The following is a 14,091-nucleotide window of genomic DNA, read 5'->3' as shown; positions in this document are numbered from 1 at the left end:
GCTGTGTGGCTCATGGGCTGAGCGGCCTGCGGGGGAGCGGCGACGAGTAGACGATGCTGGTGGTCACCGGGCCGAGGCCCGAGATCCGGCCCGTGACCTCCTCCAGGTGCGCCATCGAGCGGGCGGCGACCTTCAGCACGAAGCAGTCGTCGCCGGTGACGTGGTGGGCCTCCAGGATCTCGGACGCGGCCTCCAGGAAGTCGTGGAACGGCTTGTAGTTGCCGTGCGGGTAGCGGAGCCGGACCAGGGCGAGGATCGATTTGCCGAGTTTCTCCGGATCGACCACGGCCGTGTAGCCGGTGATGATGCCGACCTCCTCCAGACGGCGGACCCGCTCGGTGACGGCGCTCGCGGACATCGACACCGAGCGAGCCAGCTCGGTGAAGCTGGCACGGCCGTCCCGTTGGAGGGCTTCGAGGATCCGCCAGTCGGTGGCGTCAGGGGAATAGTCGGTCATGGGGCAGGTCTAGCAGGGGATTCCCCGGCCCGACAAGGGAAAGGCCGGGGAAAAGCGCTTCCTGGCAGGATCAACAGATCGTAGATTTTGAGCCATGACGACGACACAGACGCAGTTCAACGAGTCGGGCAGCACCGCGCCCGCCACTGCCAACCCCGTGCTGCGGGTCCCGCCGGCCTCCCCGGCCGCGGCCGCCGCCTACTTCGCGGCGAGCCTCGCCTTCCACGCGGACGTGTCGGATGTCGCCAGTGCCTTCAAGGCCCACCGTGAGCAGGGAGCCGAGCTCGGCTTCCAGCTGATCGACTCCCGCTCCACGCCGTCCTGGGACCAGGCCCACGTGCCGGGCGCCATCCACCTGCCCACGGCCCTCATTGCCGAGCAGGCCGAGCGGCTCCTCGACAAGAACATCCCCGTGGTGACGTACTGCTGGGGCCCCGGCTGCAACGGCGGCACCCGCTCCGCCCTCGCCCTGGCCGAACTCGGCTTCCAGGTCAAGGAGATGCTCGGCGGCATCGAGTACTGGATCCGCGAGGGCTTCGAGGTCGAGAGCTGGCAGGGCAGGCGGCAGCGCGCCGAGGCGGACCCGCTGACCGCGCCGACCGACTCGGACGACTGCGGCTGCTGACTGCGGCTGCTGACGTACGGACGCGACACGCACGGAATGGATACGGACGGGCCGCTCGCTCCCAGGGGAGGCGAGTGGCCCGTCCGTACGTCATGTGACGTGAGACGTGTAACGCGTGAGGTGTGACTGCCGCGGGGCCGTCAGAGCTTCGACAGCTCGTCCACCAGGTCGTCCAGCCCCAGCGAACCCTGCGACAGGGCCGCCATGTGCCAGGCCTTCAGGTCGAAGGCATCGCCGTGCGCGGCCCGCGCGTTGTCCCGGCCCAGCAGCCAGGCGCGCTCGCCCAGCTTGTACCCGATCGCCTGCCCCGGCATCGACAGATAGCGGGTCAGCTCGCTGACCACGAACTCCGCGGGCCGGCCGCTGTGCAGGCCGAAGAACTCCTGCGCGAGGTCCGGGGTCCACGTCTCGCCCGGGTGGAAGGGCGAGTCCGCCGGGATCTCGAGGCCCAGGTGCATGCCGATGTCCACGATGACCCGCGCCGCGCGCATCATCTGGCAGTCCAGGTAGCCCAGGCGCTGCTCGGCGTCCTTGAGGTAGCCCAGCTCGTCCATCAGCCGTTCCGCGTACAGCGCCCAGCCCTCGGCGTTGGCGCTGACGATGCCCACGGTGGCCTGGTAGCGCGAGAGCCGGTCGGCCACGTGCGTCCACTGCGCGAGCTGGAGGTGGTGGCCCGGAACGCCCTCGTGGTACCAGGTGGAGACCAGGTCGTACACGGGGAAGCGGGTCTGGCCCATGGTGGGCAGCCAGGTGCGGCCCGGGCGGGAGAAGTCCTCCGAGGGGGAGGTGTAGTAGGGGGCCGCGGCCCCGCCCGGCGGGGCGATGCGGGACTCCACCTTCCGGACGCGCTCGGCGAGTTCGAAGTGGGTGCCGTCGAGGTTCTCGATGGCCTCGTCCATGAGCCCCTGGAGCCAGGCCTGGACCTCGTCCACGCCCTCGATGTGGGTGCCGTGGTCGTCCAGGTGCCGCAGCGCCTCCCATGGACCGGCGCCCGGGAGGATCTTCTCCGCCTCGGTCTTCATCTCGGCGAGCAGCCGGTGGTATTCCGACCAGCCGTAGGCGTACGCCTCGTCCAGGTCCAGGTCCGTACCGTTGAAGTAGCGCGACCAGCGGGCGTACCGCTCGCGGCCCACCGTGTCCGGCTTGCCCTCGACGGCCGGGGCGTAGACCGCGCTCATCCAGTCGCGCAGCGCGGTGACGGCGGCGGTGGCGCCGGCGGCCGCCTCGTCCAGCTCGGAGCGCAGGGCATCGGGGCCGTTGGAGGCGAAGTCCTGGAAGAAGGCGGGCTCGTCGCCGTCCTCGCCGGCCCAGGTGGTGAGCTGGCCGATCATGGTGGTGGTGGCGCGCGGGCCGCCGTACAGACCGCGCTGCAGGCCGAGGCCGAGGCTCTCGCGGTAGCCGGCGAAGGCGGCCGGTACGGCGCGCAGCCGCTCGACGATCGCCGCCCAGTCCTCGTCGGTTTCGGCGGGGGTCAGGGTGAAGACCTCGCGCACCGCGTGCGCGGGGCTGTGGATGTTGCTGACCGCGCGCAGGTCCTCGTCGGCCTCGTGGACCGCGAGTTCGGCGGTGAGGCGTTCGCGGAGCAGGCGGGTGCAGCGGCGCTCGGTGTCGCTGTCGGCGCCGGGCAGCCGCTCGGCGGCGGCGAGGCGGGCGAGGGTGGTGCGCGAGAGTTCGGCGACGGCCGCGCGGCCGGCCGGTGAGAAGTCGGGGAGTTTCCCGGAGCTCGCGGCGACACCCAGATAGGTGCCCGTGATCGGGTCGAGGGCGATGAGGTAGTCGACGTACGCGTCGGCCACCTGGCGGGGCAGCCGGGAGGCGCTGCCGTTGTGGAGGATCTCTGACATGCGGCCATCTTCGTATGCGAGACGGGGTCGCGTCATCACCATGGGGCGTCAGCCTGCTGACGCGGGGGAGTGGTGCTGCCGCTGTGCGCCGTCGTACGCCGCCGATCCGCGGGCGGTACGGGCAGAAGGGCCCGCGGATCGGGGGTGTCCGGACCGGGCGGGCTCAGTGGCGGCCCCGCGGTGTCTGCCGGTCGCGCGGGAGCTCGTACGGGAGCTCGTGCTGCCGCTCGTACGGGAGCTCGGCGGGGAGCTCGTAGGGCAGCCGGGACCTGACCGGGGTGGCGTCCAGCCGGGCCGTGATCACCAGGGTGCCCTCCTCGATCTGGTAGTCGAGGGGGAGGCCCAGGCCGCGCATGGCGGCGACCATGCCGGTGTTGGAGGCCTGGGTGACGGCGTACACGCTGTCGCAGCCGGCCTCGACGGCCATCGAGAGCAGCCGGCGCAGCAGTTCGGAGCCGATGCCGCGGCGCTGCCAGTCGTCCTCGATGAGCAGCGCGACCTCGGTCTCGTCGCCGTCCCACAGCAGGTGGCCGAGGGCGACCAGCTTGCCGGAGGCGGTGGTGGCGGCGAGGGTGCGGCCGAAGCGGGGGCTCAGGAGGTGGCCGAGGTAGCGGTCGGCGTCGGCTACGGGGCCGTGGTAGCGCAGCGACAGGGTGCGCTCGGAGCAGCGGTCGTGCATCGCGCGGGCCGCGGCCTGGTCGGAGCCGTCGGCCCGGCGCACGGTGATCTCGTTGCCCTCGGGCAGCGTCAGCACGTCCTGGCTGCGCGGGACGCGCGGGCCGAGCCGGGCGTCGAGCTCGACCAGGGCGCGGGCGCGGGCGAACTCGGTCGGGGTGAAGGGCAGGTACGGCCGCTCCACGGTGATCGCGCCGCCCGAAGGGTCGCGCAGCCGCATCACGGTGGCCTCCAGGACCCCTTCGACGGGGGCGTCGGCGCCGGCGTTGGGGCGGCCCGAGAGGGTGGTCGCCGGGAGGGAGTGGATGGTGCAGCGGCCGAGCAGCTGGCGCAGGGCGAGGGGGAGTTCGGCGGCGTCCAGGGCGGTGCGGGTGGCCAGGCCCAGGACGCGGGTCGGGGTGTCGACCAGGTCGTGGGCGTCGGCGCGCTCGATCCAGGTGCTGTGGCCGCCGGCGCCGGCGATGGCGCGGGTGAGGTCGGCGGAGGGCAGCTCCTGCGGGGCGCGGAGCAGGAACTCGTCGACCGTGCCGCCCTCGGGGAGCGGGTGGGTCTGGAGGGTGAGGATGTCGACCCTGCTCCGGGCGAGGGCGGTGCAGAGCGCGGCCAGGGAGCCGGGCTCGTCGCGGACGGTCGTGCGCATCCGCCACAGAGCGGTGGTGGTCGCGGTGGTCGCGGTGGTCGCGGTCTCGGTGGTGGCGGCGGTGGACGTGGCCGGGGGCGGTGTGCCCTCCGGCGGCGGCGCATGACTGTGGCGCCGCGCCCACCAGGTGTGGAAGGCGGCGGTGACCAGGAGTGCGACGGCCGAGGCGACCAGCAGGATCGGGCCCCTTGGGCCGTGCACGACGAGGTTGGCGATGCCGTCGGCGACCGCGACGGCGCAGAAGAGGGCGGCGAGTTCGACGACGTCGCGGCGCCAGTGGTGGCGGTGGGCACGCTGTGGACGCCGGGCTGAGGCATGCATACGGTCAGTCATGCACAACACTGTGGCGTAAGGGTGTTGCGTGATCACGAACGGTCTGTGACCGACTGGTTAAGTATCCATCTGGCCGATTTCATCCAGTTTTCGGGCCTATTTCCGCTGCGCGGACGGGCCCCTCGGCAGCACGGATCTGCCGGCTACTGGCCCACGCGACCGGGCTGCAGGGTCCGGGTGAAGAGTACGCCGCCTCCCTTCCGCCGCAGCTGGACGGTGAGTTCCCCGCTGCCGCCGTCGATGCCGACCTCGCCGTAGTACGGGGGGTTCTCCGAGGGCGACATGTTGGCGACCGGGGCCGACTGGACGTACGCCGTTTCCGGGCCGAAAGTGGCGTCGAGCCGCCCGGCAGGGAAGCCGCCCGCGCCGATCGGGCCGGAAACGAACTCCCAGAACGGCGCGAAGTCGGTGAAGGCCGCCCGCTCGGGCGCGTAGTGGTTCGCGGCGGTGTAGTGGACGTCGGCGGTGAGCCAGAGGGTGCCGGTGATGCGCTGGTGCTTGATGTGGCGCAGGAGTTCGGCGATCTGGAGCTCACGGCCCAGCGGGGCGCCGGGGTCACCCTGGGCGACGGCCTCGAAGTTCACCGCTCCGTCGGCGACGACTATGCCCAGTGGCATGTCGGCGGCGATCACCTTCCAGGTCGCACGGGAGCGGGAGAGCTCGCGCTTGAGCCAGGCCAGCTGCTCGGAGCCGAGGATGCCGACGGGGTCCTCGGTCCGGGTGCCGGGGGAGTTGGCGTTGCGGTAGGTACGCATGTCGAGCACGAAGACGTCGAGCAGCGGGCCGTAGCGCATCACGCGGTACATCCGGCCCTCGGCGCGGCCGCCGCGCAGGTCGGTGACGGGGAAGTACTCGCCGAAGGCCTGGCGGGCGTGGCGGGCGAGCGTGTCGGCGTCCTTGACGGTGTAGCGGGGGTCGTCGATCAGCTGGCCGGGGTACCAGTTGTTGCGTACCTCGTGGTCGTCCCACTGGGCCAGGACCGGGACCTGGGCGTTGAAGTCGCGCAGGTTGCGATCGAGCAGGTTGTAGCGGAAGTTCCCGCGGAACTCGGCGAGGGTCTCGGCGACCTTCGCCTTCTCCTCGGTGGTGACGTTGCGCCACAGGCTGCCGTCGCGCAGGGGCACGGCGGCCTGGATCGGTCCGTCGGCGTAGATCGTGTCCCCGCTGAAGAGGAAGAAGTCGGGGTCGAGCAGCCGCATTTCGTCGAAGACCCGGTAGCCGCCGAGGTCCGGGTTGATGCCCCAGCCCTGGCCCGCCAGGTCGCCGGACCACAGGAAGCGAACGTCGCGGCGGCGGGAGACGGGTGTGGTGCGGAAGCTGCCGCGGACCGGCTCGCCCGTGCGCCGCGGGTCGTCGGGGTCGGCCAGGAGGACCCGGTAGTGGATCTGCTGCCCGGGCGGGAGGTCGCGCAGGACGGTGGTGCCGGTGAAGTCGGTGGCCGGGCCGAGCAGCGGGCCGCGGTGGCGGCGTACGGCGTAGCGGAACGCCTCGCTCGGGGAGGTCTCGACGTACATCCGCGCGGGGCGGTCGGATCGGGTCCAGACCGTGGCCGAATGGGCGGTGATCTCGCCGGATTGGACGCCCCAGGGCGCGCACGGCCGGCCGGAGCGGGCGAAGGCGGGGGCCGCGAAGGCGGGGGCCGCGAGGGCGGGGGCCGCGAACGCCGGAGCGGCGAGCAGCGCGGACGACAGGCCGAGGGAACCGCCGATCAGGGTCCGTCGGGTGTGCGGGTTAGATGCCATCGGTGTGTCTCCAGAGGCCGGCGAGGACGGGCCGGACCAGCGTGCCGCCGCACACCGGCCCGGCCGCGTCTCCCACGCGAACCCCGGGTGAACAGCCGTCAGCGGCTCATTCCGTCGGGCGCGTTGCGCTCCGAGCCGTGTCCAGGATCACCCGGGCGACGAGCGCCGGATCGTCGTTCATCGGCACGTGGCCGCAGCCCGGGAGCCGGACGAGCCGGGCGCCGGGGACGGTGTGCTTGGCACGCACGCCCTGGCGGCGCAGCAGCAGCCGGTCGCGGGTGCCCCAGGCGATGGTGACCGGCAGGCCGGGCACGTCGTCGGTGAACCGTACGGAGCCGCCGGCGGCCAGGGTCTCCTCGAAGCCGGTGGCGTCGCGCAGGGCGAGGGTCTCGGCGACCACCGCCGCGGGCGAGCGGCGGGCGGGGCGGGCGTAGATGGTGCCGGTGAGCGCCGTGCGACCGGCGGCGCTGCGCGAGAGCCGGTCCACCGCGGGGCGGGGCAGCGCCCTGGCGCCGGCGCGCATCGCGAGGAGGGTGGCGAAGGCGTAGCGGCGCTCGCCCTCGGTCCAGAACCCTGCGGGGGAGAGAGCGGTGACGGAACGGACCAGGCCGCCGCGGCCCATTTCGAGCGCGAGCAGGCCGCCGAGGGAGTTGCCCGCGACGTGGGGACGCTCGACGCCGAGCGCCGCGCAGAGTGCACCGAGCGCGGGGGCGACGGTGCCCAGGCCGTACGGAACCCCTTCGGGCAGAGGCTCCGAGGCGCCGAAGCCGGGGAGGTCGACCGCGATCACATCGTGCTCGGCGGCCAGGATGTCGGTCACCGGCTGCCAGGCCTGGAGGTGGTGGCCGATGCCGTGCAGCAGGAGAAGCGGTTCGCCGGCGCCCTTGCGCTCGTAGGCGACGGTGGCGGTGCGCGGGCCCAGCGGCGAATCGATCGTGAAGGAGACCGTGGCGGTCATGCTGCTCCTCGTCGGGTGGACGCGTGTGAGACAGGCTGTCAGTACTGCGTACCGCCATGATTACCGTCCGGTAGCCCTTGACTACAAGCCTTCGGGGCACACGAGAACACCCCGTGAACGGCTTGATACGTATGCCCGATCTGCCCGGCAAAGGCCTGAGCATTGGTCTTGACCAAGGGGGTGCGCCGCCCTATCGTCGCAGGGATAGTGAAGGAACCTTTAATAAACAAAGGCGCGGAACTGCCGCTGGAACACGGCGAGTGCGGCCAGTGCGGCGATGGCAGGAGGAGTCAGGGTGGGGACCACGCAGCTCGAAACGGTGCCGGAGCCGAAGTACTGGCACCTCAAGACCGTCCTCAGCGAGGCGCTCGACCAGGACTTCGCCGTCGGCGAGGTCCTGCCCAACGAGCGTGAGCTCGCGGCCCGTTTCGGAGTCGCCCGCGCGACCCTGCGCCAGGCGCTGGAGCAGTTGGAGCTCGAGGGGCGGCTCCAGCGCCGCCGCGGAGTCGGCACCACGGTCGCCCCGCCGCGTGTGGGCGTCGCCGTCGGCGGTACGCAGCACAGCTGGCCCGCCGAGGGCGTCGACGGCTGGGAGCCGGTGGACGCGGCCGAGACCCTGCCGCCGGCCGCGGTGCGCGCGCTCCTCGGTGCGGGCGGCGCCGGTGCCTTCGCCGCCGACCAGCCCGTCCACACGGTGCGCAGGACCCGCGTCACCCAGGGCCAGGCCGTCGCCGCCGAACTGCTCTACGTGCCGGCCGTCTCCGTGCCCGGGCTCACCGCCATCGAGGCCCCGGCCGGCCCCGCCCGCGCCCGGGCCGTCCTGCGCGAGCTCCAGCGGCTGGTCCTCGAAGGCCAGGACCGCTCGGTGGAGCTGGGCTCGGCCCGCGCCGACGACGCCAAGGAGCTGGACCGGCTGCCCGGCGCCCCGGTCCTCCTGGTCACCACCCGGTACTTCACCGCCGCGGGCACGGCCGCGGTGTCCGTGGCCACCTACCGCGCCGACACCTGCCGCCTGACCTTCGGCGACTCGGGCGACGTCGAGATCACCCACGAACCGCGCGTGGCTTCCTGACACGCCCCCGTCCTCCGATGCCCGCCGGCCGCAGCCGGCGGGCACCGCCATGTCCGGCCGACGGCAACCCGTCTCCCCCGGGGGCTGTGGTCGGCGGTGGGGGCAGCCGTGCCGCATCTTGCCCGTGCCACCGACCAGCGGCGTGACAGCCGAGACGGCTCCTGCCGGGGGCCATCGGTCGGCGGTAGCGGACGGCCGAGTCCGGCGCCTGCCCCGGGCTGTCGGTCGGCGGTGGCGGGCAGGCGTGCCCGGGTCCTGCCCGGGGCGGTGGGTCACCGGCGGCGGGCTGTGACCGTCTTCTCCACCGCGAAGAGTTCTTCCTCGACGTGGTCCAGCGCGAGCCGGAGCGCCCCGGTCGCCACCGCGGCCTCACCGAGCAGGGACAGGGCCACCCGGGGCGGGCGCAGGCAGTAGCGCTCCAGCTCCTGGCGGAGGGGATCCAGCACCCCGTCGAGCCCGGCCGCCCAGCCGCCGACGACGACCAGCTCCGGATCCATCGCCAGGACCAGCGCCGCCACGTCGTGCACCAGCCGCTGGAGGAACCGCTCCACAGCGGCCACCGCCCGCTCGTCGCCCCGCTTGGCCATCGCGAAGACCTCGGCGACGGCGGGCTCGTCCAGCGGATGCAGAGGTTCACCGGTGGTCGACAGCAACCTCTCGGGAGTGACCTCCCGGCCCAGCAGGTGCAGCGCGCCGATCTCGCCGGCCGCCCCGCCGAAGCCGCGGTGCAGGCGGCCGCCGATCAGCGAGCCCGCGCCCGGGCTGAGCCCCGCCATCACGAACACGATGTCGTCGGTGTCCCGCGCGGCCCCCTTCCAGTGCTCGGCGACCGCCGCCGCGTTGGCGTCGTTCTCCACCTGCACCGGGCAGCGGAACGAGCGCCGCAGCCGTTCCCCGAGCGGCAGACCCGTCCAGCCGGGCAGCGCCGTACCGAGGCGGACCGTGCCGTCCGCCTCCACGATCCCGGGGCTGCCGACGCCGACAGCACGCAGCGAGTCCCGGGGCACCCCGGCCCGGCGCAGCAGATCCGCGACCGCCGCCCGTACCCGCTCCAGCCGCTCGTCGGCGGAGGCCGACTCGGCGACGTCCTTGGTGCCGGCGCCGATGATCCGCCCGTCCAGCCCGGACAGCAGGACGGCGATCCGGTGCGAGCCGATCTCGATGCCGAGCAGGTGCCCCGCCTCGGCCCGGAAGCGGAACCTCCGTGCGGGCCGCCCCTGCCGGCGCGCGCCCTCCTCCGCATCGGCCTCGACGACGAGCCCGGTACCGATCAGCCCCTCCACGACCCCCTCGACCGTGGGCCGGGAGAGCCCGGTCACCCGTGTCAGGTCGGTGAGGGTCGGAGATTCGGCCGCGCGCAGCGCCCGGAGCACCACGGCGGAATTGATCCGCCGGAGCAGAGAGGGATCTCCGCCGGTCAGCTGCCCCAACGTGTGTCCTCCCAGCGAGCGAGCTTGTCAGCCGGATCGTACTGCGCCCCCGTCGCGGCGGCGAGAACCAGCCCCCCATCGGCCGGAACGCGGCCCGTCCCTCACGCGGGGGAGACGAACCCCGACTCGTACGCCGTGATCACCGCCTGGGTACGGTCCCGCGCCCCCAGCTTCGCCAAGATCGCACTCACGTGGGACTTCACGGTTTCGGCGCCGATGATCAGCTCGCGGCCGATCTCGACGTTGGTCAGCCCCCTGGCCATGAGCCGCAGGACGGCCTCCTCCCGCTCGGTCAGGGCCGCCCGCTCCAGCACGGCCCGGGCCTGCCGGTTCCCGTACGCCGCGGCCAGCGCCCGCACCGCGGCGGGGAAGAGCAGCGTCTCGCCCTCAGCCACCAGCCGTACCGCGTGCACGATCTCCGAAGGCCGGGCCCGCTTGAGCAGGAACCCGTCCGCCCCGGCCCGCAGTGCCTGGTAGACGTACTCGTCGTTCTCGAAGGTCGTCACCACGAGGATCTTCGGCGGGGAGTCCACGCTGCGCAGGACCGCCCGCGTCGCCTCGATGCCGTCGAGCAGGGGCATCCGTACGTCCATCGCCACCACATCGGGCCGCAGTTGCCGTACGAGCGGGACGACCGAGGCCCCGTCGGCGGCCTCGCCCACCACCTTGATGTCGGGCTGGGCCTCCAGGACGGCACGCAGACCCGCGCGCACCAGGGGTTCGTCATCAACGAGCAGTACGGTAACCGGCATCGGGTCAGCGTATTCGCTCCAGCGGAAGCCGGGCGCGCACTCTCCAGCCGCCTTCGTACGGACCCGTTGTCGCCTCCCCGCCGAGCAGTGCGGCCCGCTCCCGCATCCCGCGCAGCCCGCTGCCGCTGCCGACGGTAACGGCGGGCCGCTCCGGCATCGGGTTCGTCACCTCCAGCTCGAGCCGGCCGCCGGTCATCTCCACCCGCACCCGGACCGGCACGGGGCCGCAGTGCCGCAGCACATTGGTCAGGGCCTCCTGAAGGATCCGGTACCCCTCCCGGGTGACGGGTCCCGGCAGCTTCTCCAGTGGTCCGGTCAGCCGCGCGTCCACGGTGGCCCCGGAGGCCCGCGCCGACTCCAGCAGCCGGTCCGCCTCCGCCAGGGTGGGCCGCTGTGAGGCCGGTTGCGTAGACTCCCGCAGCACCAGGAGTACCCGTTCCAGATCCTCCAAGGCGGTCCGGCCCGTGTCCTCGATCGCCTTCAACGCGCGGTCGGTGAAGGCGGGGTCTTGCGCCGCCCGCGCCGCTCCCGCCTGAACGACGGCCACGGTGAGGGCGTGCCCGATGGAGTCGTGCAGCTCCCGCGCGATCCGGGTCCGCTCCAGCAGCTGCTCGGTGCGCGCCTCCAGGGCGGTCAGCCGCTCGGCCGCCGAAGGCCCCAGCAGCCGGCGGGCGATCGCGGTGATCACCTCGCCGAGGAGCACCACGACGGCGAAGAGCACGATCACCGGGACCGGCGCCAGCAGTGCCGCGGCCCAGCGGGGCGGAATGAACTGCAGCATCGGATCGGCGGTCAGCGAGTGCCCCAGTGCGGTCGCGATGAGCTCGACGCTCATCACCGGCAGCCAGACCGTCGCGAACATGGCCGCGCCCGCGACGACCAGCCGTATCTCCAGCCACAGCAGCGTCCGCCACCGGTCGCTCCACCGTGCCGACGGCGCGGTGCTGATGCTGCTGTCGGCGGAACCGCGATCGGAGGGGGTCAGCAGGAACTGGGCCTGAAGCCCCTCCGCCAGCCGGACCCAGGGCACGAATCCGAACGGTATGACGATCAGCAGGGGAGCCCACGGCCACGCGGGATTGATGAACATCCAGATGGCGAGCAGCAGCAGGGGAACGCACAGGTGGAGCCAGCGCGAGTACGTCACCGGTCGGAACGGAGCACGGAGCAGTCGGTACATGCGTCCATCGTGACAGTGGCCGGGCCGCGGACGTCTCCCCCACGTGGGGGAGACGGCACCCTCGCATGGGGGAGGGAAGGGAGGGGGGCGGCGGGCGAATCTGAATCCATGAACCGCATCGAGATCCGCCAACTGACCAAGGACTACGGCACCAATCGCGTCGTGGACCACCTCACCTTCGATGTCCTGCCCGGTCGGGTGACCGGGTTCCTGGGCCCCAACGGCGCCGGCAAGTCCACGACGATGCGTTTGCTGCTGGGGCTCGAGCGGGCCACTTCCGGCACTGCCACCATCGGAGGGCGCCGATTCACCGACCTCCAAGCCCCGTTGTACGAGGTGGGAGCCCTGCTCGATCCGCAGGCGCCCCGCGGCGGGCGGACGGCCCGCGACCACCTCCTCGTGCTGGCGGCCGGCAACGGCATTGCGAAGGCGCGGGTGGAGGCGGTGCTGGAGCAGGCCGGCCTGGCTTCGGTGGCGCGGCGGAGGGTCAAGACCTTCTCGCTGGGCATGCGTCAGAGGCTGGGGATAGCCGCCGCGCTGCTGGGTGACCCGGGCGTGCTCCTGCTGGACGAGCCGACCAACGGACTCGACCCCGAGGGCATCATCTGGATCCGGGAGCTGATGCGCGCTCTCGCCGCCCAGGGGCGTACGGTCCTCGTCTCCAGTCATCTGATGGCGGAGACCGCCTCCTTCGCCGACCACTTGGTGGTGCTCGGGCGGGGCAGGCTGCTCGCCGACACTTCCATAAGGGAGTTCATCGACGCCCGCAGCACCCCCAGGGTGCGGCTGCGTACCTCCGACCCGGACGGTTTGCGAGCGGCCCTGGAGCACCAAGGTTTCCGGCTGGACGCCGCCGAGGACGGGCGGTGGACCGTGGACGGCATCCAGGCCGAGGCGGTCGGAGCGCTCGCCGCCCGCGAGGGAGTCCCGCTGCTCGAACTCTCCGACGAGCGCGCCTCGCTGGAGCAGGCCTACCTCGACCTCACGGCCGGGCGCGCCCAGTTCTCCTCCTCCGCTGCCTGACCGCCTGGCCGTCCCTGACCGCTTTCCGACCGACCCTGAACGGAGGCCTGCCATGAGCGCGGCCGCCCTGCCCACCCTTCCCGTCCTGCACTCGGAATGGATCAAGATACGGTCCGCCCGTTCGGTCCTCGGGTCCCTCATAGCCGTCTTCGTGGCCACGGCCGGCATCACGGCCCTCACCGCGGCCGCTGTCGGGACGGCCGACGAGGCATCCATGGGGGCTGACCGGCTGCTCGGCGCGTTCTTCGGGATCAACTTCGGCCAGATAGCGGCCATTGCCTTCGGCGCCACCGCCCTCGCCGGCGAGTTCCGGGGCGGAGCGCTCAGGGTTTCGCTCACCGCGGTGCCGAACCGGACCCGGCTGTACCTGTCGAAGGTCGCGGTGATCGCCGCGCTGGCCTTCCTCGTCGGACAGGTCACCGGGCTGGCCACCTTCGTGGCGGGGCAGGCGCTCATGGGTGAGTACGCGCTCGGCCTGGGCGATCCCGGCACGCTGCGGGCGGTCTTCGGCAGCGGTGTCTACCTCATGCTGATGGCGCTGCTCGCCGCCGGTCTGACGGCGCTGGTGCGCAGCGGCACCCTCGTGATGAGCCTGCTCATACCCTTCATCCTGATCGTGCCCTTCATCGTCGGTCAGGTCGTGGGCGGCGCCGGACAGTTCATGCCCGACCGGGCGGGACAGCTGGTGATGCGGATGGACCCGCAGGGGTCGCTCGGACCCTGGAGCGGGCTCGGGGTGGCCGCCCTCTGGTCGCTCGCGGCACTGGCCGCCGGCTGGATCGCGGTGCGGCGCCGGGCAGCATGACGACAGGCCAGTTGTCAGTGGAGATCGGGATACTGACGACATGACCACGGCAGAGCATCTCGACACGATCGAACGGCTCCGGGTACGGGAGTTCCCCGCTGAGCCGGTCCGGTCCGGCGGGCAGAGCAGCGGCCCGGGTTACCACTTGGCCCAGGTCGCCCGGACCGCGGACTTCTGGGAGGACGACGGTTCGGCGCGGATCGAGGCGACCGACCAGATCAATGCCGAATACGGGGCGCTGACCCAGGCCCTGACCGACCGGTGGGGAGAGGCACAGGTCTTCAGCCTGCTATCGCTGTTGGACAGAGGGCTCGACGGGGAGGAGATACCGGAGCCATGGGACGAGATGAGCAACACCACCGGCCACGTGCACCTGTGGCGGGCCGAGGAGCGGTGGCTGGTGGCCTATGTGGCTCAGTGGGACTCCGAGGACCCCTACCTGCTGATGGCAGGGGTCACCGTGATCGACCCGCCGTGAGGCGCTGTCATCGGGGTTCTCACGACGTTGACCAGCGAAGTCTGCATAGCGGGCGAGCCGCTGCCGCGTTCGCTCCG

General features: G+C 72.5%; 13 protein-coding genes. 5 read left to right on the top strand and 8 right to left on the bottom strand.

Annotation, left to right across the window (positions count from 1 at the left end; all coding sequences use genetic code 11):
• Positions 1–10: 10 nt before the first annotated feature.
• A complete protein-coding gene (locus tag J7E94_RS09390; RefSeq protein WP_215014013.1) occupies positions 11–457 on the bottom strand; it encodes an Lrp/AsnC family transcriptional regulator in 447 nt (148 codons plus the stop codon).
• Between the two features lie 94 nt (positions 458–551).
• On the opposite strand from J7E94_RS09390, the gene J7E94_RS09385 reads away from it, so the two are divergent.
• Positions 552–1,082, top strand: coding sequence for a rhodanese-like domain-containing protein (locus J7E94_RS09385; protein ID WP_215014011.1), 531 nt, complete (start codon positions 552–554; stop codon positions 1,080–1,082).
• A 140-nt stretch (positions 1,083–1,222) separates the two neighbouring features.
• Here the strand turns inward: J7E94_RS09385 and J7E94_RS09380 are convergent, their stop codons facing one another.
• From J7E94_RS09380 to J7E94_RS09365, 4 genes are all read right to left on the bottom strand, one after another.
• Positions 1,223–2,926 (bottom strand): DUF885 domain-containing protein, encoded by a 1,704-nt coding sequence (locus tag J7E94_RS09380; RefSeq protein ID WP_215014009.1) that lies wholly within the window; start codon positions 2,924–2,926, stop codon positions 1,223–1,225.
• 163 nt (positions 2,927–3,089) lie between these two features.
• Entirely contained in the window at positions 3,090–4,574 is a 1,485-nt protein-coding gene (locus J7E94_RS09375) for a GNAT family N-acetyltransferase (protein WP_215014008.1), read from the bottom strand.
• A gap of 143 nt (positions 4,575–4,717) precedes the next feature.
• A complete protein-coding gene (locus J7E94_RS09370; RefSeq protein WP_215014006.1) occupies positions 4,718–6,316 on the bottom strand; it encodes an alkaline phosphatase in 1,599 nt (532 codons plus the stop codon).
• A 106-nt stretch (positions 6,317–6,422) separates the two neighbouring features.
• Complete coding sequence (locus J7E94_RS09365; protein ID WP_215014004.1) at positions 6,423–7,274, bottom strand: alpha/beta fold hydrolase; 852 nt, start codon at positions 7,272–7,274, stop codon at positions 6,423–6,425.
• 295 nt (positions 7,275–7,569) lie between these two features.
• On the opposite strand from J7E94_RS09365, the gene J7E94_RS09360 reads away from it, so the two are divergent.
• Entirely contained in the window at positions 7,570–8,346 is a 777-nt protein-coding gene (locus J7E94_RS09360; protein WP_215014002.1) for a GntR family transcriptional regulator, read from the top strand.
• A gap of 272 nt (positions 8,347–8,618) precedes the next feature.
• Here the strand turns inward: J7E94_RS09360 and J7E94_RS09355 are convergent, their stop codons facing one another.
• From J7E94_RS09355 to J7E94_RS09345, 3 genes are all read right to left on the bottom strand, one after another.
• Positions 8,619–9,776, bottom strand: coding sequence for an ROK family transcriptional regulator (locus J7E94_RS09355; RefSeq protein ID WP_215014000.1), 1,158 nt, complete (start codon positions 9,774–9,776; stop codon positions 8,619–8,621).
• A gap of 101 nt (positions 9,777–9,877) precedes the next feature.
• Complete coding sequence (locus tag J7E94_RS09350; protein ID WP_215013998.1) at positions 9,878–10,528, bottom strand: response regulator transcription factor; 651 nt, start codon at positions 10,526–10,528, stop codon at positions 9,878–9,880.
• 4 nt (positions 10,529–10,532) lie between these two features.
• Positions 10,533–11,708, bottom strand: a complete 1,176-nt coding sequence (locus tag J7E94_RS09345) for a sensor histidine kinase (protein ID WP_215013996.1) — start codon at positions 11,706–11,708, stop codon at positions 10,533–10,535.
• Positions 11,709–11,816: 108 nt separating this feature from the next.
• Between J7E94_RS09345 and J7E94_RS09340 the strand changes: the two genes are divergently transcribed.
• The 3 genes from J7E94_RS09340 to J7E94_RS09330 are packed head-to-tail and all read left to right on the top strand — an operon-like array spanning position 11,817 to position 14,014.
• A complete protein-coding gene (locus J7E94_RS09340) occupies positions 11,817–12,731 on the top strand; it encodes an ATP-binding cassette domain-containing protein (RefSeq protein ID WP_215013994.1) in 915 nt (304 codons plus the stop codon).
• 52 nt (positions 12,732–12,783) lie between these two features.
• Entirely contained in the window at positions 12,784–13,536 is a 753-nt protein-coding gene (locus J7E94_RS09335; RefSeq protein ID WP_215013992.1) for an ABC transporter permease, read from the top strand.
• Between the two features lie 40 nt (positions 13,537–13,576).
• Positions 13,577–14,014: a hypothetical protein gene (locus J7E94_RS09330; RefSeq protein WP_215013990.1), complete on the top strand. Its 438-nt coding sequence runs from the start codon at positions 13,577–13,579 to the stop codon at positions 14,012–14,014.
• Positions 14,015–14,091 lie beyond the last annotated feature (77 nt).

This window comes from Streptomyces sp. ISL-94 (assembly GCF_018614075.1).
GTDB lineage: Bacteria > Actinomycetota > Actinomycetes > Streptomycetales > Streptomycetaceae > Streptomyces.
The sequence above is the reverse complement of the archived record's forward strand: the minus strand, read 5'-3'. Positions and strand labels throughout refer to the sequence as shown.

Excerpts from the sequence above, each read along its gene's own strand:
- J7E94_RS09390 (WP_215014013.1), bottom strand. The coding sequence starts at position 457 with ATGACCGACTATTCCCCTGACGCCACCGACTGGCGGATCCTCGAAGCC.
- J7E94_RS09345 (WP_215013996.1), bottom strand. The coding sequence starts at position 11,708 with ATGTACCGACTGCTCCGTGCTCCGTTCCGACCGGTGACGTACTCGCGC.
- J7E94_RS09370 (WP_215014006.1), bottom strand. The coding sequence starts at position 6,316 with ATGGCATCTAACCCGCACACCCGACGGACCCTGATCGGCGGTTCCCTC.
- J7E94_RS09330 (WP_215013990.1), top strand. The coding sequence starts at position 13,577 with ATGACCACGGCAGAGCATCTCGACACGATCGAACGGCTCCGGGTACGG.
- J7E94_RS09335 (WP_215013992.1), top strand. The coding sequence starts at position 12,784 with ATGAGCGCGGCCGCCCTGCCCACCCTTCCCGTCCTGCACTCGGAATGG.
- J7E94_RS09385 (WP_215014011.1), top strand. The coding sequence starts at position 552 with ATGACGACGACACAGACGCAGTTCAACGAGTCGGGCAGCACCGCGCCC.
- J7E94_RS09365 (WP_215014004.1), bottom strand. The coding sequence starts at position 7,274 with ATGACCGCCACGGTCTCCTTCACGATCGATTCGCCGCTGGGCCCGCGC.
- J7E94_RS09340 (WP_215013994.1), top strand. The coding sequence starts at position 11,817 with ATGAACCGCATCGAGATCCGCCAACTGACCAAGGACTACGGCACCAAT.
- J7E94_RS09350 (WP_215013998.1), bottom strand. The coding sequence starts at position 10,528 with ATGCCGGTTACCGTACTGCTCGTTGATGACGAACCCCTGGTGCGCGCG.
- J7E94_RS09380 (WP_215014009.1), bottom strand. The coding sequence starts at position 2,926 with ATGTCAGAGATCCTCCACAACGGCAGCGCCTCCCGGCTGCCCCGCCAG.
- J7E94_RS09375 (WP_215014008.1), bottom strand. The coding sequence starts at position 4,574 with ATGACTGACCGTATGCATGCCTCAGCCCGGCGTCCACAGCGTGCCCAC.